The sequence below is a fragment of the Streptomyces sp. NPDC047880 genome (assembly GCF_040706515.1).
GTDB lineage: Bacteria > Actinomycetota > Actinomycetes > Streptomycetales > Streptomycetaceae > Streptomyces.
In genome coordinates this window covers 244,062-262,663 of sequence record NZ_JBEZOK010000007.1, presented here as the reverse complement: position 1 = coordinate 262,663, position 18,602 = coordinate 244,062, and the positions used below count along the sequence as shown (strand labels likewise).

Annotated in this window: 18 protein-coding genes and 3 pseudogenes; 8 read left to right on the top strand and 13 right to left on the bottom strand. The window is 72.9% G+C overall.

Annotation, left to right across the window (positions count from 1 at the left end; all coding sequences use genetic code 11):
- The first annotated feature begins 238 nt into the window (after positions 1–238).
- The gene (locus tag AB0937_RS14335) at positions 239–730 is read left to right on the top strand and encodes a DUF5709 domain-containing protein (RefSeq protein ID WP_366711871.1); all 492 of its coding nucleotides are present in this window, start codon (positions 239–241) and stop codon (positions 728–730) included.
- A gap of 331 nt (positions 731–1,061) precedes the next feature.
- Here AB0937_RS14335 and AB0937_RS14330 read toward each other — a convergent pair whose 3' ends face one another.
- On the bottom strand, positions 1,062–1,268 hold the full coding sequence (locus tag AB0937_RS14330) for a hypothetical protein (protein WP_366711790.1): 207 nt from the start codon (positions 1,266–1,268) through the stop codon (positions 1,062–1,064).
- A 160-nt stretch (positions 1,269–1,428) separates the two neighbouring features.
- Positions 1,429–2,532 carry a PP2C family protein-serine/threonine phosphatase gene (locus tag AB0937_RS14325; RefSeq protein ID WP_366711788.1) on the bottom strand — a complete coding sequence of 368 codons (1,104 nt, stop codon included), beginning with the start codon at positions 2,530–2,532 and terminating at the stop codon, positions 1,429–1,431.
- 312 nt (positions 2,533–2,844) lie between these two features.
- On the opposite strand from AB0937_RS14325, the gene AB0937_RS14320 reads away from it, so the two are divergent.
- Positions 2,845–3,732, top strand: coding sequence for a GNAT family N-acetyltransferase (locus AB0937_RS14320; protein ID WP_366711787.1), 888 nt, complete (start codon positions 2,845–2,847; stop codon positions 3,730–3,732).
- Positions 3,733–3,744: 12 nt separating this feature from the next.
- Here AB0937_RS14320 and AB0937_RS14315 read toward each other — a convergent pair whose 3' ends face one another.
- On the bottom strand, positions 3,745–4,620 hold the full coding sequence (locus tag AB0937_RS14315) for a Gfo/Idh/MocA family oxidoreductase (protein WP_366711786.1): 876 nt from the start codon (positions 4,618–4,620) through the stop codon (positions 3,745–3,747).
- A gap of 204 nt (positions 4,621–4,824) precedes the next feature.
- On the opposite strand from AB0937_RS14315, the gene helR reads away from it, so the two are divergent.
- Entirely contained in the window at positions 4,825–6,984 is a 2,160-nt protein-coding gene (helR, locus tag AB0937_RS14310; protein ID WP_366711784.1) for an RNA polymerase recycling motor ATPase HelR, read from the top strand.
- Positions 6,985–7,003: 19 nt separating this feature from the next.
- On the opposite strand, the pseudogene AB0937_RS14305 reads toward helR, so the two are convergent.
- Both AB0937_RS14305 and AB0937_RS14300 read right to left on the bottom strand, forming a co-directional pair.
- A pseudogene (locus AB0937_RS14305) lies at positions 7,004–7,357 on the bottom strand (sugar phosphate isomerase/epimerase); the annotation flags it as partial.
- A gap of 102 nt (positions 7,358–7,459) precedes the next feature.
- On the bottom strand, positions 7,460–7,870 hold the full coding sequence (locus AB0937_RS14300) for a VOC family protein (RefSeq protein WP_366711782.1): 411 nt from the start codon (positions 7,868–7,870) through the stop codon (positions 7,460–7,462).
- A gap of 379 nt (positions 7,871–8,249) precedes the next feature.
- On the opposite strand from AB0937_RS14300, the pseudogene AB0937_RS14295 reads away from it, so the two are divergent.
- Positions 8,250–8,504: pseudogene (locus AB0937_RS14295) on the top strand (aldo/keto reductase); the annotation flags it as partial.
- A gap of 28 nt (positions 8,505–8,532) precedes the next feature.
- Here AB0937_RS14295 and AB0937_RS14290 read toward each other — a convergent pair.
- Positions 8,533–8,763, bottom strand: a complete 231-nt coding sequence (locus AB0937_RS14290; RefSeq protein WP_366711780.1) for a hypothetical protein — start codon at positions 8,761–8,763, stop codon at positions 8,533–8,535.
- 182 nt (positions 8,764–8,945) lie between these two features.
- On the opposite strand from AB0937_RS14290, the pseudogene AB0937_RS14285 reads away from it, so the two are divergent.
- Positions 8,946–9,948, top strand: a pseudogene (locus AB0937_RS14285) (hypothetical protein); the annotation flags it as partial.
- A 108-nt stretch (positions 9,949–10,056) separates the two neighbouring features.
- Entirely contained in the window at positions 10,057–10,308 is a 252-nt protein-coding gene (locus tag AB0937_RS14280; RefSeq protein WP_234848339.1) for a DUF5133 domain-containing protein, read from the top strand.
- A 48-nt stretch (positions 10,309–10,356) separates the two neighbouring features.
- Here AB0937_RS14280 and AB0937_RS14275 read toward each other — a convergent pair whose 3' ends face one another.
- Positions 10,357–11,328, bottom strand: coding sequence for a helix-turn-helix domain-containing protein (locus AB0937_RS14275; RefSeq protein ID WP_366711779.1), 972 nt, complete (start codon positions 11,326–11,328; stop codon positions 10,357–10,359).
- A gap of 183 nt (positions 11,329–11,511) precedes the next feature.
- Between AB0937_RS14275 and AB0937_RS14270 the strand changes: the two genes are divergently transcribed.
- Complete coding sequence (locus AB0937_RS14270; RefSeq protein WP_366711778.1) at positions 11,512–11,961, top strand: hypothetical protein; 450 nt, start codon at positions 11,512–11,514, stop codon at positions 11,959–11,961.
- 140 nt (positions 11,962–12,101) lie between these two features.
- Positions 12,102–12,305 (top strand): hypothetical protein, encoded by a 204-nt coding sequence (locus tag AB0937_RS14265; RefSeq protein ID WP_031111422.1) that lies wholly within the window; start codon positions 12,102–12,104, stop codon positions 12,303–12,305.
- 46 nt (positions 12,306–12,351) lie between these two features.
- On the opposite strand, the gene tgmB is transcribed toward AB0937_RS14265, so the two are convergent.
- The 6 genes from tgmB to AB0937_RS14235 form a co-directional block, all read right to left on the bottom strand.
- Positions 12,352–13,335: an ATP-grasp ribosomal peptide maturase gene (gene tgmB, locus AB0937_RS14260; protein ID WP_366711776.1), complete on the bottom strand. Its 984-nt coding sequence runs from the start codon at positions 13,333–13,335 to the stop codon at positions 12,352–12,354.
- A gap of 16 nt (positions 13,336–13,351) precedes the next feature.
- Positions 13,352–13,543 carry a putative ATP-grasp-modified RiPP gene (gene tgmA / locus AB0937_RS14255; protein WP_053673313.1) on the bottom strand — a complete coding sequence of 64 codons (192 nt, stop codon included), beginning with the start codon at positions 13,541–13,543 and terminating at the stop codon, positions 13,352–13,354.
- A 119-nt stretch (positions 13,544–13,662) separates the two neighbouring features.
- Positions 13,663–13,986: a YkvA family protein gene (locus tag AB0937_RS14250; RefSeq protein WP_366711774.1), complete on the bottom strand. Its 324-nt coding sequence runs from the start codon at positions 13,984–13,986 to the stop codon at positions 13,663–13,665.
- Positions 13,987–14,889: 903 nt separating this feature from the next.
- Positions 14,890–17,001, bottom strand: coding sequence for a xanthine dehydrogenase family protein molybdopterin-binding subunit (locus tag AB0937_RS14245; RefSeq protein WP_366711772.1), 2,112 nt, complete (start codon positions 16,999–17,001; stop codon positions 14,890–14,892).
- On the bottom strand, positions 16,998–18,002 hold the full coding sequence (locus AB0937_RS14240; RefSeq protein ID WP_366711770.1) for a xanthine dehydrogenase family protein subunit M: 1,005 nt from the start codon (positions 18,000–18,002) through the stop codon (positions 16,998–17,000). The genes AB0937_RS14245 and AB0937_RS14240 overlap by 4 nt, the downstream gene beginning before the upstream one ends.
- Positions 17,999–18,529: a 2Fe-2S iron-sulfur cluster-binding protein gene (locus AB0937_RS14235; protein ID WP_366711769.1), complete on the bottom strand. Its 531-nt coding sequence runs from the start codon at positions 18,527–18,529 to the stop codon at positions 17,999–18,001. The genes AB0937_RS14240 and AB0937_RS14235 overlap by 4 nt, the downstream gene beginning before the upstream one ends.
- Positions 18,530–18,602 lie beyond the last annotated feature (73 nt).

The following is an 18,602-nucleotide window of genomic DNA, read 5'->3' as shown; positions in this document are numbered from 1 at the left end:
ACACCGTGTGTGCGAGTGATGATAGTCCCGCTGGTTGAGCTTTCAAGATTGACTGGTGGGTAATGTCCTGCCCCGCCACGGGTTTTAGCTCCTGTTGCCCGCAAGACGTTCGGGCCCCCTCCCGGCCGGGGCGCATCCGCCGAGGTTAGAGCCCGCGTAACGGGAAACGCGAGACGGACAGGCGAGACGAACGAGCCGAGCAGCGGACAGGAAGGCAGGAGTGATGGGCACGGAACCGATGCGCCCCGAACCGATGGCGGACGATGTGTACCAGCCCACCGGTACCAACGAGGAGCAGGAGGACGCCGCGCCGCTGGACCTGCAGGACGCCGTCGACGAACGGACCTACGACGACACACTCGACGAGGGCTACTCCCCGCCGGAGAAGCCCCTGGGCGTCACCAAGCGTGGCACCACCGCGGCCGAGCAGCACGAGGGCGAGAGCCTCGACGAACGGCTGGCCCAGGAAGTCCCCGACGTGTCCGCCGAGCCCACCGGGGACGGCGTGGGCGACACCCCCGACAGCGACGGCGAACCGGTGGACCCCGAGGCGGGCGCCGCCCGCGCCGGCCGTCTGGTCGCCCCTGACGAGGGCGCCCATGCCGACACCACGAAGGAGACCGTCGCGTCCGACGTCGGCATCGACGGCGGAGCGGCCGGCGCCGAGGAGGCGGCCGTGCACGTGGTGGAGGACGACGGCGCGCTGTCCGGGGACGACGGCAGGTCATGACCCGCCCGCCGGCCCGGACATCGAACCGGCAGGCATGAGGCCACCGGACCCGGACGCATCCGCGCCGGGCCGGTGGCCTTCCGCGCGCCCTGACGATTCGGCCCGGGCGGCGCCGCGGGGCGGCCGGGTCGTGTCCGCGCAGTCCCGCCCGCCGCGCGACGCCTGGCACGCTCCCCCTGGCTCTTCGAGCAGGGGGGACCCTCACTCGCCGCACCGGGCGAAGCCCCGAGTACGTCCAGTACGAGGGTCTTCGCCCGGCACGCAGAGAGCACGCACCAAACGCTGCGCGGCCCGCCGTCCGGGCGGACGACGGGACTGTGCGACACGACCTCTAGGGCAGCAGCTTCTCGAGGGCGGCGGGTCCCTCCGCCGCCAGCTTGCGCTTCGCCCACTCGATGTTGCGCGGGGTGATGTCCTTGCCCGAGGCGAGGACGAGGTCCTCCGGCGACACCTCGGTGCCGGTGCGGGCGTGGAGCAGGCGGTCCGGGGTGGCGCGGTCCTCGGGCGGCCGGGATGCGGCGGGCTCTGACGTCGACATGTTCTCTGCTCCTAGGGTCCGGATCACTGGGGCGGCCCCGGTGCTGAAAAAAGGGTCCGCTATCACCATTCCCCGCGGGAGCGCGGCGTGCATCCGGAGAGCGCGTACGGTCCCCGTCGGCGGCGGCCCGCCAAGCATCGCCGGCCGACGGCCGCTGTCCTCAGGCCCCGTCTCGCGGCGCGAGCACGAGCATCGTGACGTCGTCCTGTACGTCCGGGCAGTGCCGGGCGAGGTCGGTCCAGACTCCCTCGGCCAGCGCGACCGGGTCCTCGGCGGCGAGGCCCGGCAGCCGCTCCGCCAAGGGGTAGAAGATGCCCTGCGCGTCCCTGGCCTCGGTCACCCCGTCGGAGGCGAGGAAGAGCCGGTCACCGGCCCGCAGGGGCACCGAGACGACCCGGGGCGGGGCCGCCTCGGCCAGGCCGAGACCGAGCGGCGTGCACGGCTCGATGTCCAGCTCGACGGCCCGGCCGTCCCGCAGCAGCAGCGGTCCGGCCTGCCCGCACGCCACGATCCGCACGACCCGGGCGTCGGCGGAGAAGTCGAGCAGCACCGCCGTCGCGAACAGCTCGGCGTGCGGGTCGCCCGCCGAGTCCACCGCCAGCCTCCGATCCAGCCGGGCCGCCACCGCCTCAGGGTCCGGCTGGTCCAGCACCGCCTCCCGGAACGCCCCCAGCAGCGACGCGACCGTGGCCACGGCCGACAGCCCGTGCCCCTGCACATCGCCCATGACCGCCCGCACCCCGTACGGGCCCGCCCGTACGTCGAAGAAGTCGCCGCCGACCAGCGTCCCGCGCTGCGCGGCCCGATACAGCCCCGCGCACCGCACCGGCCCGACCCGGTCCGGCAGCGGCGGCACCACGGCCCGCTGCGCGACCTCCGCGACGGCCCGCTCGGTGACCAGCTGCGCGTCCCGCCGGGAACGGACGTACGACAGCAGCACACTCAGCACCGAGACGAAGCACACCGTCAGCAGGTCGGTACTGCCGGGATTGTCGAGGTTGAAGACGGGCACGGTCAGCACGACCACCACCAGCGCGCCGAGCACCGCCGTCGCCACCGGACCGTGCGCCAGCACGGCCAGCGGCGGGATCGCACCCAGCAGGAAACCGATGTCGAGCGGCTCCGGACTGATCAGCTCCGCCAGACAGACGCCCGCCAGCAGCGCCGACGGCAGCACCCGGGCCCAGACGGGCGGCGGTGCGCCGCGCAGCCAGCCCTGCCGCCCCGCGTCCCGGCGCGCCGGCCGGCTGTGCACACTGCTCACACCACCACGCTGCTACGCCCCGCCCGCCGCCGCACCCGGACCCGCACCGCCGCGCACGGCGAGGGCGCCACCCCGGAGGGAGCGGCAGACGTTGCCCGACCGCCTCTCCAGGGGCTCGTCGGCCTCGCCGGAAACCGATGGACGACCCGCCGAAGATCCCGTAGCGTGTGGTGCGCCACGCCCCGACACCGGCAAGAGGAGGGCAGAGCCGTGCAGTTCACACCGTTTCCGCGCTCCCTCCCCGTGCCCCGGGCGTGCCTCGACTGACCGACCGGGAGCGCTCCGAGCAGCTTGCCTCCCGGAGGACATCCCATGACCGACGTGGTCATCCGCGCGCTCGATTCGAGCGACGCCGCTCTCTTCGACACCCTGCCCGACCCGCTGGGCGCCCGTGAGAACCACCGGCTGACCCGGCACCGCCCCGACTGGAAGCGCGTGGCCCTGCGCGACGGCCGGGTCGTCGCCCGCGGCGCATGGTGGGGCGGCCCCGACGACACCGAGCCCGTCAACCTCAACTGGTTCGACGTGGCCGAAGGCGAGGAGGAGGCGGGCACCGCACTGCTGCGCTCCGCCCCCCGGCAGGTCGAACTGGAACTGAACCTGCCCGCCGGCTGGCGCGACGACCCCGCCCTGCGCGCCGCCGCCGACACCCGCCGCACCGCCGCCCGCAAGGCGGGCTACCACCTCCTGGCCGAACGCCTCCTGTACCGCTGGACCCCCGGCCACGGCCTGCCCGAGCGGTCCGCGCGCCTCGAGTTCCGCGCCGAACCCGACGACGCCGTGTTCTTCGACGCGCTGCGCCGCATCCACTCCGTCACCCTCGACGCGCACGCCCTCAAGGCCATCGGGCAGGGCGGACCCGAACGGGCCGCCCAGGAGGAACTCGACTTCTTCCACTGGTGCCCGTCACCGCGCGAATGGTGGCAGGTCGCGTACACCCCCCGGGGCGACCTGGCCGGCATCCACATCCCGGCCCACAACCCCTCGGGTCCCTGCATCGGCTTCATCGGCGTCGTTCCGGAACACCGCGGCCGCGGTTACGCCTTCGACCTCCTGGCCGAGTGCACCCACTTCCTCGTCGAGCAGGGTGCGCAGTTCGTCGCCGCCGCCACGGACCAGGGCAACGTCCCCATGGCGGCGAACTTCGCCAAGGCCGGCTACCCGGTGGTGAAGGAGCGGCTCAACTTCGCCCCGGCCTAGGAACCCCCGTACTCAGTGGTCCAGCAGCTCCTGGACCGCGGCGAGGATCTCCGTCACCCTCAGGCCGAACGCCGCGTCACAGGCGTGCGGGCGGCCGCTGTGGGCGGCGCCGAGCAGCGCGTCCGCGGCCCGCATCAGCGCGGGCACCGCTCCGTCGGAGCCGTCCGGCAGCGCGGTCACCCCGGCCTCACCACGCAGCTCCACCGCGGCACCGGCCGCGGCGGGCGGTGCCGTCAGGCTCAGGGTGAGGGTGCTGGACGCGCCGCCCGCGTGGTCGAGGAGGGCATGCACCGTGTCCCCGGGGCCGTACGCCGCCGCCGTCACGTGCCGCACGTCGCCGAGGACCGGCAACAGCACGGACAGGGCATGCGGGCCGACGTCCCACAGCGCCCCCTTCTCGCGCCGCCACGGCGTCGCGAAGGGGCTTTCGCTGGTGAACACCGCCCCGAGCCACTCGGCCCGCGCGGTGAACCAGCCCGGCACCGCCGCCTGCTCGGCGATCCACGCCGCCGGCCCGGGCTGGAAGCGGGTCGTGAAGAACACGACCGAGGCGACACCGGCCTCCCGGGCCGCGTCGGCCACGGCCCGTCCCTCCTCGGGAGTCGGCGCGAGCGGCTTGTCGAGCAGCAGATGACACCCCGCACTCGCCGCCCGCGCGGCGAGCGCGGCCTGCACCTGCGGCGGCAGTGCCACGGCGACGGCGTCCACGTCCGCGAACAGCGCCTCCACGTCGTCGTAGGCGGGAACGCCGTACCGCTCGGCCAGTTCCTTCGCGGCCTCGGGACGCCGCCCCCACACACCGGCGAAATCCAGCTCCCGGTGCCCGCTCAGCGCGGGGGCGTGGGCCATCCGTGCCCAGGGTCCGGTACCGAGCAGTCCTATGCGCATGCCGCCGCCTCTCCACGCTGCCGGGACGACGAGCGTGCCACACGGGAACGGCCGACGGGCACCAGGGGCGGGCAACAAGAAAGGCAAGGAGTCCTCTCCTCGCCTGTCTCAAGTTATAGCCCACGGGGGGCCTTGCGGCAAGGCCCCCCGTCTCCCGCAAAATGTCCGGCCTGAGCCCATGACCTGCGGAAACGGGAGCATGACGTGACCCCTGCGACCACGAGCGCGTTCGGCCTTGCCGACCGCCTCGCGCACAAGGCCGACCCGGCGTCGATCGCCGCGGACGAGCGGCACTTCGCCGCCATCGCAGACTGTCTCGAGCAGTCGATCGCCGACCTGTCCGGCCGCCTGGAAGCCGAGCGCCGGGCCCCCGGTGGCAAGGGCAGGCAGGCCATGGACCGGGACGCCGAGATCCACCGGCTGACCGCACGCCTGCGCGCCCTGCGCCGCTTCGGGCTGGACCTGTGCCTCGGGCGCATGGTCGGCGCGGACGGTTCCGAGCCCGTGTACGTGGGACGGCTCGGTCTCACGGACAGCGAGGGACGCCGCCTGCTGGTCGACTGGCGTTCCCCTGCCGCCGAGCCGTTCTTCGGGGCCACCCACGGCAACCCGATGGGTCTCACCAGCCGTCGCCGCTACCGCTGGACCGGCGGCAGGGTCGGCGACTACTGGGACGAGGTGTTCGCGGCCGACGCGTTCGCCGGGCACGCCGCGCTCGACGACCAGTCCGCCTTCATCGCCAGCCTCGGCACCAACCGCTCGTCCCGTATGCGGGACGTGCTCGGCACCATCCAGGCCGACCAGGACGCCATCATCCGCGCCGGTTCCCGCGGCGCCCTGGTCGTCGACGGCGGCCCCGGCACCGGCAAGACCGTCGTCGCCCTGCACCGCGCCGCCTACCTCCTGTACTCCGACCCCCGCCTCGGGGAGCACCGCCGGGGCGGCGTGCTGTTCGTCGGCCCGCACCGGCCCTACCTGTCCTACGTCTCGGACGTCCTGCCCGGCCTCGGCGAGGAGGGCGTGCAGACCTGCATCCTGCGGGACCTGGTCGACGAGGGGGCCACCGCGACGGTCGAGACGGACCCGGAGGTGGCCCGCCTCAAGTCGTCCGCGGACATGGTGCGGGCGATCGAGAAAGCCGTCCGGTTCTACGAGGAGCCGCCCACCGAGGCGATGACCGTCACGACCCACTGGTCCGGCATCCGCCTCACCGCCCACGACTGGGCTGCGGCCTTCGACGCGGTGGAACCCGGCACCCCGCACAACGAGGCACGCGACCAGGTGTGGGACGCGCTGCTGACGATCCTCGTGGACCGGCACGAGGGCGACGTCCCCGCGGACCTGCTCCGCAAGGCCCTGTCACAGGACCGGGAACTGCTCGGCGTGCTCCACCGCGCCTGGCCGCTGCTGGAGGCGACCGACCTGGTCGGGGACCTCTGGTCCGTGCCCGCCTACCTGCGCATGTGCGCCCCCTGGCTCGGCCGTGACGAGGTGCGTTCCCTGCAGCGCGCGCAGCCGCATGCCTGGACCGTGTCGGACCTGCCGCTGCTGGACGCGGCCCGTGCACGGCTCGGCGACCCGGAGGCCTCACGGCGCAGGCGCCGGCAGGAGGCCGCCGTCGCCGCCCGGCAGGAGGGCATGGCCGACGTCATCGACAACCTGCTGGAGGCGCACAGCTACGACGACGGTGAAGGCGTGCTGGTCATGCTGCACGGCCAGGACATGCGCAACTCCCTTCTCGACGACGGCGCCCTGCCCACCGCCGCCCCGGACCGGCTCGCCGGGCCGTTCGTGCACATCGTGGTGGACGAGGCGCAGGAACTGACCGACGCGGAATGGCAGATGCTGGTGCAGCGCTGCCCGTCCCGCAGCTTCACCATCGTCGGGGACCGCGCCCAGGCCCGGCACGGGTTCACCGAGTCGTGGCAGGAACGCCTGGAGCGGGTCGGTCTGGACCGGATCGAGATGGCGTCCTTGAGCATCAACTACCGGACGCCCGCCGAGATCATGGCGGAGGCGGAGCCGGTCATCCGGGCCGTGCTGCCGGACGCCAACGTGCCCACGTCGATCCGCAGCGGCGGCGTCCCCGTCCGTCACGGGTTCGTCGCGGAGCTGACGTCGGTCCTCGACGCATGGCTGTCCGAGCACGCCGACGGGATCGCCTGTGTGATCGGCGATCCCGTCTTCAGGCCCGACTCGCCCCGCGTCCGGTCGCTGACCCCGGAGCTGTCGAAGGGACTGGAGTTCGACCTGGTCGTGCTCGTCGACCCGGAGGACTTCGGCGACGGTGTCGAGGGCGCCGTCGACCACTATGTGGCGATGACCCGGGCGACGCGGGAATTGGTGATCCTCACGAGCCCCTGACCCGTCCGCCCGGCGCCCCTCACCCGGCCAGTTCCTCGCGGATGCGGTCCAGCATGAACGCCGACGACTCCCGGGCCCGCTCCTCCCGGGCGAACACACAGGCCGTGGCGACTCCGTCGAAGCCCGGCACGCGCAGGGTGCCGAAGAAGACGTCCCAGTCGACCTCGCCCTGACCGATGTCGTTGTGGTCGAAGGAGTCCGCGATGTGCACGTGCCGCAGCTTGTCCTCGGCGTGGCGCATCATCGCAGCGATGTCCGCCGTCGGGTCGGCGCCCGAGAGGTGGAAGGTGTGCGGCGCGCAGTACGGGTAGTTCATCCACGGTTCGTCGATCGCGCGGACGAGATCGACGGCCGGGGTGTTCTCCTCGCAGAAGGACGTACCGACAAAAGGGGGGGCCGCCCCTGCACACCGGCGGTGAACGGTGTGCAGGGGCGGCCCCCGAACGGATGACCCGGGATCGTCGGGCCCGGGTGCTCAGTTCTCCGTGCTGATGTTGACCATCCAGGGGACGCCGAAGCGGTCGGTGCACATGCCGAACACGTCACCCCACATCTGCTTCTCCAGCGGCACCGACACCGATCCGCCCTCGGACAGCTTCTGCCAGTAGCCGCGCAGTTCGGCGTCGTCATCACCGCTCAGACTCACGGAGAAGGGACTGCCCTGTGCGGACTCCATGCCCGGCGGATTGTCGGCGCCCATCAGGGTGAAGCCGCCGGTCGTCTCCAGCATGCCGTGCATGATCTTGTCGGCGTTCGGGGCGTCCGCCTGCCCGAACTCGCCGTAGCTGTTGAGGTCGAGGGTGCCGCCGAAGACCTCCTTGTAGAACTCCATCGCCTGCCGGGCGTCACCGTTGAAGGTGAGGTACGGGTTGAGGCGCGAGGCCATGAGAATCTCCCATAAAGTGCAAAGGGGTTGTCTTCGCGCAGCGTAGCGCCCGGCGCTGACGACGTCGCGTCGAGCCCGCGCCGCGCCCCGGGCGGAGGCCGCGTGCCGCCGCTGCCGGTCCCGTGGCCAACTGCCTGGCCGGCGTGGCCCCTTGACCCGGAGGGCAGTCGCGTCCATGTCGTCGGCGTTCCGCATCGGGTATGCCCCGTCGATCAGCGTGACGCCCAGCTCCACGGCCCGTCCGGCCGCCGCGAGGGCGTTGTCCCGGCCGGGGCCCGGGCGCCGTCGGCAGACGCACGCCACTCGCCGAGCAGCTCGGCACCCTAGTGCGAGCTGCAGGGCGAAGGCCTGATCGGCCGGGTCGGACTGTCGGAGGTCAGTGCCGTGGCGGCCCGCGGCCTGGGAGAGGGGAGCCGCCGACGAGATCGCCGCTGCGGCGGAGCTCGGAGCCACGCCCACGCAGGTCACACTCGCCTGGCTGCTCGACCGTGCGCCGGTCGTCCTGCCCCTCCCGGGCGCGGCGCGGGTCGGGCATCTGGAGGAGAACCTCGCCGCGGCCGGCCTGAAGCTGACGCCCGCCGGTCGCGACCGTCTCGACCGGGCGGCAGGGGCGGCACGAAACGCATCGCGCTGAGGGGCCGCCGCCACGGATCTACGCGGGCTCACGCCTCGTCGGACGATCCGTTGTTCCAGTCGTACGGGCCGCCGCCCTGCCACTCGATCAGCTCGGTGTCGTCGACGGCCGTGTCGGTGGTGGGCAGGCCCTCGCGGTGCAGCAGGTCCAGTACGTCGAAAAGGCTGTAGGCGACGCCCATGCGCTCGCCGCGGATGGTCACCAGCCGTCCGCCGTCCGTCGCGGGCGGCTGCACGACCACAGGGGGTTGACCGTCCATAGCCCCACCATGCTCCCGAAACGGCCGGTTCGCAGCTCGGTGGGGCCCAGAAGCGGTACGGCATCGTGTCCCTGGCCGTTGCCTGGGGCCGGCTGTGCGCCCGTGACAAGGCGCGATCCGGAAGCTGAGTTCTCATCAGCACTGCCTGAAGGCGGTCGGGCCACCGCCCTGGCGTCCGTGGCATGGACATGAACCGCAGGAACAGAGGGAAGTGGCGAGGTGCCGCGTTGGCGGTGCTGCTGACCGCCGGGACACTCACGGCCGCCGCTCCGGGCGCACGGGGCACGCACCGAGACACCGGTGCGGTCCACCTCGCCGGTGACCGGAGTGACGGAGTCGGCGGTGCGGGTGAAGGTGCCGCTGCCGGAGTCGGCCGGGCCCCGCCCGGCGGCGTGCGACTGGCTGTCGTACCTGCGCTATCGCTCCGCCGACGGCCCCGCCGCGTCGGCCGACGCCGACCGGGTCCTCGTCGCGCAGCCCGGCATCCTGGAAGGGGCGGGCGCGTTCGACAGCGTCGCCCGCAACACCGTCACGAAGGCCGCCCGGCAGGGCCTGCACATCGAGTTCTGGGCGCTGGACCGGCGCTCCAACTGCCTGGAGGACCGCACGGGCATCGCCTCCGGCGACCAGCACACCGCCGTCGACTACTACTACCGCGGCAAGCGCGTCGGCGGCCGCAACTTCGCCGGCTTCGCGGGCAACGCCCAGCTGGGCTGGATGGCGAAGCTCGGCATCGAGCAGACCGTGCGCGACCAGTACGACCTGCTCGCCGCCGAGTTGCCCTCCCAGACGCTGCGCAAGCGCAAGGTGCTGTGCGGCGGGCACTCGCTGGGCGGCGTGATCACCGGGTACTTCGCCACCGCCGACTTCGACGGCGACAGCGCCACCACCGCGGACGCCGGGTACAACCAGTGCGCCGGCTACTTCGCCCTCGACACCACCGTCTCCACCTCACTGGCCGACCTCGGCGGCAGCATCCCCGGCGACACCAACCTGCCCGGCACCGGCCTCGGTCACGACGTCGTGCAGGCCGGACCGGACAGCGCGGTCTTGCCCCGCACCCTGTCCGCGCCGGTGCTGCTCAACCCCGAGACGACGACCCTGCTCGGCATCGCCGGTCTCGGCGCCCTCGACGACCTGGAGGGCGAGGCGGACCTGCCCCGCTACCTGCCCTCCAACCTCAACCGATCGCATCCGATCAGTTCTAGTCAAATCCGCCCCAGGTGAGAAAATCGTGTGAATGTTTCCGGGTGGTTCGGGCATACGCAGCGAAAACACAGAGAGGGGCGCTACGTGCTTGTACCGGACCGGAAGATCGTCAGGGAGTTGCTGACGCGGTACGCGTCGCTGAGGATCGCTCAGTCGGAGAGGCACGTGCCGACGGCGGCACGCGAACTGGAGGACGTCAGTTACACGCTGTGCGTGATGATGGGGACGTCCGACATCAGTGACGCCATTGCCAAGGCGGATGTCCTGCTGCTCACCGAGGGGCGGACGGACGCGGCGGACGCGGACGGGGAGAACGGACTGACGCTGGTCGGCTGACGGTTGACGGAGGCCCGGCACGGACCGGGCGGCGCGCCTCGGCGGCCCCTAGGAAGGGGCCGCCGAGGCGTTCGTCCGCCCGTGGAACGCCGCGCGGTAGGCGTACGGCGTGGTGCCGGCCACCTTGCGGAACCGCTCCCGGAACGCGGTCGGTGAGCCGAATCCCGCCTGGCGCGCGATCCGTTCGACGGAGTGGTCGGAGTTCTCCAGCAGGTACTGGGCGCGCCGCACCCGCGCCCGCAGCAGCCACTGCAACGGTGTGGTGCCGGTCTGCTCGCGGAAGCGGCGGCTGAAGGTCCGCTCGCTCATTCCCGCCCGCTCCGCCAGGGCGCCCAGCGTCACCTCACGCGCGAGGTTGTCCTCGATCCACTCCAGGACCGGTTCCAGCGCCGACCCCCGGGGCACGGGCGGATGCCGGTGCACGATGAACTGGGCCTGGCCGCCCTCGCGTTCCAGCGGCATGACCGACATCCGGGCGATGTCCGCGGCGACGGCCGACCCCAGGTCCCGCCGGATCATGTGCAGACACAGATCCAGCGCCGCGGCCGCCCCGGCCGAGGTGAGGATCTGGCCGTTGTCCACGTACAGGACCTCCGGCTCCACCTCGACCCGCGGGAAGCGCCGGGCCAGTTCGCCGGCGGCCCCCCAGTGCGTGGTGGCGCGCAGCCCGTCCAGCAGTCCCGCCTCCGCCAGTACGAAGGCACCGACGCACACCGACGCGATCCGGGTACCCGTCCGGGCCGCCTCGCGCAGGGCTGCCAGCACCCCGGCGGAGGGCGGCGCGGCGTCGGGGGAGCAGCCCGGCACGATGATGGTGTCCGCCTCCGCCAGCGCCTCCAGCCCCCGGTCGATCCGCAGGGTGAAGCCGCCGTCCGCGCGCACCTCGGGTGTCTCGGCGCACAGCCGGACCCGGTAGGCGGGCCGCCCGTCCGGCAGGTGGGTCCAGGCGAACGTCTGCTGTGGTGCCGCCATGTCGAACGGCACCACATGATCGAGAACCAGGATCGCCACGGAGTGCATGGCCGCCACCCTAGGTGCCTTCCCGCCGGACCTGTGACGTGGGGGCGGTGCCGGCTGCGGCGCTGAGGCGCAGGTCGGGCCAGGTGGCGAGAATCCGTCGGAAGCTGTCGTTCCCGCCCCTGTGTGCCCATCGGACGGCGTCCTAGCGTGGGCGCCGTCGACCGCGTATACGGAAAGAGCCCCGTGACCAAGATCCTGCTGTCCCTCCATGTCCTGGCAGCCATCGTCGCCGTCGGTCCCGTGACCGTCGCGGCCAGCATGTTCCCGCCCGCCGTACGCCGCGCGGGCCCCACGAACGCCGGCCCGCCCGCACTGCTGCACCGCATCTGCCGCGTCTACGCCGGCGTCGGACTGGCCGTCCCCCTGCTGGGCTTCGCCACCGCGGCCGCGATGGGCGTCCTCGGCAGCGGATGGCTCGTCACCTCCATCGCCCTGACCGCCGCGGCCGCGGGCGTCCTGGCCGCGTTCGTCCTGCCCCGGCAGGAGGAGATCCTGGACCTACTCAGGGGCGAGCGGGCGCCAGACCGCCGGGCCACCGTGCAACTCGCCATGTTCACCGGCATCTTCAACCTGCTGTGGGCAACGGTCACCGTCCTCATGGTCGTCCGGCCCGGTTCCACGACGGGAGCCTGAGGAAAGCAGGCGTCCGCCTGTCATGGATGTCCGGTCTGCGTCAAGTCATCCCAAGGAATTCACACTCCGGGACACCCTGCCGCCTACACTCGCAGTCTCGCCCCCGCATGGGGCCGACGAGCAGAAGGGCGCGTTGACGGGTGTTCCAGGATTCCCCCATCTACGACAGACTCATCGCGGAGCGCGGTGACGTACCGGCACAGGTGCGCCGCGAGGCCGAACGTGTGAGCAGGGAACTGGAGCTGGTCATGCGGCCCTCACAGTCCCTCGGCTACGACCGACCGCACTCCCCGGGCGCGGGCTGGCAGCGCGCGGGCATGCTCCCGGGCCCGCGCCCGCAGTGAAACGGGCCACGACCCGAGGACCGGCCCGCGCCGGGCCCCGGGCGATTCAATGGGCTCTCATGCGTGCGTCGTTGACGGGTGAGGGCTGGACCGGGACGGGCCGGGCCAGCCACTCGGCGATGGTGCGGGCGATCGGCTGACCCGTCTCCACCTCGACGAACCCGAACTGCCCCGACTGGTTGCACTCCAGGAACCACCACGTCCCGTCGGAGTCCTCCGCGAAGTCGAAAGCCCCGTAGGTCAGTTCGGCCTCGCGCAGATAGGCCAGGACACCCGGCGCGATGCAGGACGGCACATCGACGGGGAGCCACGGCGAGCCGGGCGCGGCGAACCGCACGTCGACGTCGTCCGGGTCCGCGTCCGCCGCGGTCGCCTTGCGGGCGGCCAGCATCCGCTCGCCCACGACGGTGAGCCGGATGTCGGCACTCTTGGTGATCCGCCGCTGGAGCAGCGTCGGCCCGAACGCCACGGCGGCGAAATCCGTGTCCGGCGCGACCCGGCTGGTCGGCACGGCCCGCGGCGGGTCCTGCGGATGCGCGCCCGACACCGGTTTGACCACCAGTTCCGGGTAGCGCTCGGCGAACTCGCGGGCGGCGCGCGGAAACGTCGTGATCAGCGTCGCGGGCACGGGCAGGCCACATCTCTGGGCGAGACGCAGCTGCCACGGCTTGTGGCGGGCCCGGCGCGCCGCGTCGGGGTGGTTCATCCAGCGCGCGTCCGAGCCCCTCAGCATGCCGTAGAGCGCCTGGGCGGCCTCCTCGGTCAGCCAGTCGGACGGCTGGGCCGCTCGCGCGGCCGGGGCGCCGGGCCGGCGCACCCACACGGACCGGAGCCCCCCGATGCTCACCAGCCGCCCCCCGGCGGACAGATGGCCACGGAACCGGCCGTGCACGTATTCCCCCGACAGCGCGACACCACCGGTCAGGTCCGCGGGATCGACCCGGACCACCGGCACGCCCGTTGCGTTCAGGTGCACGACCACCATGTCCGCGGTCACGTCCTCCTCGCAGGTGAGGATCAGTACGGTCATAGTCGGCGGCCCGCGGTCAGTCGTCGAAGTGCGTCTTGGAGCCGGCAGTGGACGTCGTGGTGCCGAACTCCCTCAACAGGGCGAAGTCACAGGCCGCGACGCGGCCGTCGCGGAGCACGTTCAACTGCAGTCCGGCGTCGTACACGTACGGAATGGCGGCTTCCAACTCCACGGCTGGGCGCGCGTAGTTGAGCGCGAACGGTTGCATCGTCTCTCCCTCGTCGGTACTGCGCCGATCAGGTGTCGGTCCAGGGGTGAATACGCCCGGTCCGCCGATCTGTTTCGGCTTCCAGAGACTTATACGAATCGAACGGGTGGTTGGTTTCCTTACTTTCCGTAGTCATCGGCCAGTTGCTGGTCCGGCCGGTGTGCCGTACTGCGCTCCCGTTCGCCGAGGGAGCCGCGGACGGTGCGCAGAGCGAGCAGCAGGACTCCGATGTCGTCCAGGTACACCGGGTCCGGCACCAGATCGGTGGGCAGGACCAGGTAGAGAACCGCGCCCCAGAAGACCCAGCGCGGGCCCGTGGGCAGTCCCGCGCGGCGCAGATCGCGCCGGGTCCGGACCAGCCGTACGAGGACGGTCAGGGCGAAGACGAGGACGACGGCCGCGAGGACCGCGGCCAGGACGATCACCTGTGTGGTCGTATCCACGGGTTGCCCTCCTCATGGCATGCCGCGACACGGGGTGTCCCTAGCTGGATTCCCTTTTCCGGCGGCTGTATTGCGGCCGGAGCCCGACATGTCGGCGAGTCGGCGCATTTTCCCGTGCGCGCGGGCCATCCCGGTGGCTCATCCGGGTGGCACGGAGGGACATGGGCGCCTGGGCGGCCTCCTCGGTCAGAGGAACGTAGCTCGTCACAGGGAGGGGGCGCAGGGGCGGCCGCGGGCTTCCACGGAGGCGAGCATGACGACTTGCTCCTCATCACCTTGCTCGAACGAAGCCGCCCTACCCGAAGAGTCGTACGGGTCCGCCCCGCCGTCCACCGAGACGACCGCCGCCACCGGCACGCACCAGGTGGAGCAGACGAGCGCGCAGCCCACCCGGCCGTACGACGCGAGTACCGGGCGGGCCGCTCCGAGCCCGTCGCCGGTCCCCTCCGGGCCGACCGGGCGGCGCCGAGCCCGTCACTCTCGGCTCCCACCCGGCAGCCGCGGCGGGAACGCGGCCGCCGGCCCTCGAATCGGACCCGACCGACCCGACCGACCTGACGGGCCGGACCTGTCGGACGAACCGGATCGCCGACCGGCCCGTCGCACCCACCGGACCGGACCGGACCGCCGCTCCGCCAACTCCTCCTGCCGGCGACTGGCTTGATCCGGCGGAGGCGCGGCCCGCGGCTCCCGTGCCGGACGGGACGATTCCGCACTGGAGCCCGCCCGGTCCGCGCCGGAGGACAGGAGCGAGGGCACCGAGCCCGCCGCGAGGCCCGTGGACGAGGCCTACCCGACGACCGGGACCGGCCCGGTCTCCGGGGTGCTCTACGGCGACGCCGTCAGCGACCTGGTGCACACCGCCGTGGCCGATCGGTGTCGGCGTCCGGGAGACCCGTCGTCTCACACCGCCCGCTGCGCCCGGCGCTCCAGCAACCCGGTCAGCACCCGGTCGGGCGTGAGCGGGAGTTCACGCAGGCGGACGCCCGTGGCGTGGTGCATCGCGTTGCCGATGGCCGCGGCCGTTCCCACGATGCCGATCTCCCCGATTCCCTTGCTGCCCATGGGGTTGAGCCGGGAGTCCTCCTCGTCGAGCCAATGCGCCTCGATCCCGGCGACGTCGGCGTGCACGGGCACGTGGTACGACGCCAGGTCGGACTCGGTGAAGTCACCGAACGCGGCGTCCATGGTGCTGCCCTCGGTCAGCGCCATGCCCAGGCCCATCGTCATGCCGCCGACGAACTGGGAGCGCGCCGTACGGGCGTTGAGGATGCGGCCCGCCTCGTACACCCCGAGCAGCCGGCCGACCCGCACCTCGCCGGTGACCGTGTCCACGGCGACCTCGGCGAAGTGCGCCCCGAAGGCGTGCCGGGCGAAGTCGCTCCCGGCGTCCGCGATGCCCTTCGTGTCGGCCCGGGTGCCGAGGCCCTCCTCCGGCAGCGGCCCCGGGTGCTCCGCGAGCCGCCGGGCCAGCCGGTCACACGCGTCGTGCACGGCCCAGCCCCAGGAGGCGGTGCCGGACGAGCCGCCGGCCAGCGGCGCCGACGGCAGTTCGGTGCTGCCCACCTCGATCCGGACCCGCTCCAGGGGCACCCCGAGGGCGTCGGCGCCGATCTGCGCGAGTACGGTCCGGGCGCCGGTGCCGATGTCGGTCGCGTTGATCCGCACCAGGAACGTTCCGTCGGGCCGTGCGCGGGCCGTCGCCGTGGACGGGGCCACCATGACGGGGTAGGTCGCCGCCGCCACGCCCGTCCCCAGCAGCAGGGGCCCGTCCCGGCGGGTGCCCGGGCGGGGGTCCCGCCCGGCCCAGCCGAAGCGCCGGGCGCCTTCGCGCAGACACTCGACCAGGTGCCTGCTGCTGAACGGCTTGCCGCTGTCGGGCTCGACGTCGGGCTCGTTGCGGACGCGCAACTCGATCGGATCCATGCCGAGTTCGGTGGCGAGCTCGTCCATGGCGGACTCCAGCGCGTACATGCCGGGAGCCTCACCCGGGGCCCGCATCCAGGACGGCGACGGGACGTCCAGCGCCGCCACCCTGTGCACCGTACGGCTGTGCGGCGCGGCGTACATCACCCGCGCGGGCACCGCCGCCTGCTCCACGAACTCCTTGATGCGCGAGGTGTGCGTGGTGGCCTCGTGCACGAGCGACACCAGACGGCCGTCCGCGCCGGCCCCGAGCCGCAGCCTGTGCAGGGTCGGCGCGCGGTGTCCGACGACGGCGGGCAGATGGCGGCGGGGCAGGGCCACCGTCACCGGGCGCCCGGTGTGACGTGCCGCCATGGCGGCGAGCACCACGTCGGGCCGGGGCGTGCCCTTGGACCCGAAGCCGCCGCCGACGTGCTCGGCGGTGACGACGATCTGCTCCTGCGGCAGGCCGAACAGCGCGGCGAGCGTGGCCCGTACGGCATCGGTGCCCTGGCTGGAGCCATGCACGGTCAGCCGGCCGTCGTCCCACCGGGCGGTGCTGGTGTGCGGCTCCATCGGATGGTTGTGCAGCGGCGGCACCCGGTAGGCGACGTCCACCCGGACGGCCGAGGACCCGAACGCCTCGTCGGGGTCGCCCTGTTCACGCACGGCCGGGTGACCGCCGTTGGCCTCCTCGGGCACGTACACGCCGGGGTGCCCGGCGGTGAGGGCCACGTCGTGCTCTTCGGTGTCGTAGGTGACGCGGACGGCGGCCGCACCGGCCCGGGCAGCCTCCAGGCTCTCGGCCACGACCAGGGCCACGAACCAGCCGCGGTGCGGGACCAGGGCGTTCTGCAGCACGGCGAGCGTGGGATCGTCCGGCTCCGCGAGACGCGGCGCGTTCTCGTGGCTGAGGACGGTGAGGACACCGGGCACCGCCAGGGCGTCCGCCGTGTCGACACCGGTCACCCGGCCCCGGGCCACACTCGCCGGTACGGGCCAGGCCTGCGCCCGGCCGGGGTCGTGGAACTCGGCGGCGTAGCGGGCGGTGCCCCCGACCTTCTCACGTCCCTCCCGGCGCTCCGCCGGGGCGCCCACACTGCCGGTCATGAGGCCCTCCCGGTGAGCGCGGTGCCGGTGAGCCGCGCCAGCACGTCCACGGCGAGATTGCGGGCGAGCGGTACCTTGTAGGCGTTGTCCCGCAGCGGCTGCGCGGCGGACAGCTCCCGCTCGGCGGCCTGTTCGAACGCCGCACGGGTCGGGGCCGCACCCAGCAGCGCCTCCTCTGCGCGCCGGGCCCGCCAGGGCCGGTGCGCCAGCGCCCCGAACGCGATGCCGGCATGGCCGATCACACCGTCCTCCAGACGCAGCACGACCGCGACCGACGCGAGCGCGAAGGCGTAGGAGGCCCGGTCACGGGCCTTGCGGTACGCCGAGGGCACCCCGGCCGTGCCCGCCGGCAGCACCACACCGGTGATCAGCTCGCCCGGGCGGATCTCGGTGTCCTGCTCGGGCCGGTCGCCGGGCAGCCGGTGGAAGCCGGCCGCCGGAACACGGCGGGCACCCTCGGGTCCGTCCAGCTCGATCCGCGCGTCCAGAGCGGCGAGCGCCACCGCCATGTCCGACGGATGAGTGGCGATGCAGTGCGCGGAGTGCCCGAGCACCGCGTGGTCACGGTGGACACCGTCCCGCGCACCGCACCCGCTGCCCGGATCCCGCTTGTTGCACGGTTTCGACACGTCCTGGAAGTACGGGCAGCGGGTGCGCTGGAGCAGGTTCCCACCGGTCGTCGCCGCGTTGCGCAGCTGCCCGGAGGCCCCCGCGAGCAGCGCCTGTGACAGCGCCGGGTACCGGTCGCGAACCAGGGGGTGGGCGGCGAGGTCGCTGTTGCGGACCATCGCCCCGACGCGCACGGCACCGTCGGACAGTTCGTCGATCGTGTGCAGGGGCAGTCGGGTGACGTCGATGAGCATGGTGGGCGTCTCGACGCCGAGCTTCATCAGGTCGACCAGATTGGTGCCGCCGCCGAGATATCGGGAGCCTGCGTGCGAGGCGTACGCGGAGGTCGCCTCCTCGACGCTGCCGGCGCGGACGTAGGCGAACTCCTTCACGGGATCACGTCCTCGACGGCCTCGGCGATCCGCGGATACGCACCGCACCGGCACAGATTGCCGCTCAGCCGCTCCCGGATCTCCGCACGGCCCAGCTCCACCGGTTCGCCCGACGGCGCCGCCGGGTCGGTGACGTGCGACGGGTGACCGGCCGCCGCCTCGGCGAGGACACCGGCCGCGGAGCAGATCTGGCCCGGGGTGCAGTAGCCGCACTGGAAGGCGTCGCGTTCCAGGAAGGCGGCCTGGAGCGGATGCGGTTCCTCCCCGTCGCCGGAGAGGCCTTCGACCGTGGTCACCTCGCAGCCCTCCAGCGCGACCGCGAGCAGCAGACAGCTGTTGACCCGCCGCCCGTCGACCAGGACCGTGCAGGCGCCGCACTGGCCGTGGTCACAGCCCTTCTTGGCGCCCGTGAGCCCGAGATCCTCGCGCAGGAGGTCCAGCAGGACCCGCCGGTGGTCGACGGTCAGCGTGTGGGGTTTGCCGTTGACGCGGAGCGTGGTCCGCGAGTGGTGCGGGTGGTTGCCCATGGCGTGGAGGACCTTCCGGGGCGGGCCGTGATGCCGTACGGACCGCGTATCCAGGAGGCGACGACTGACACGT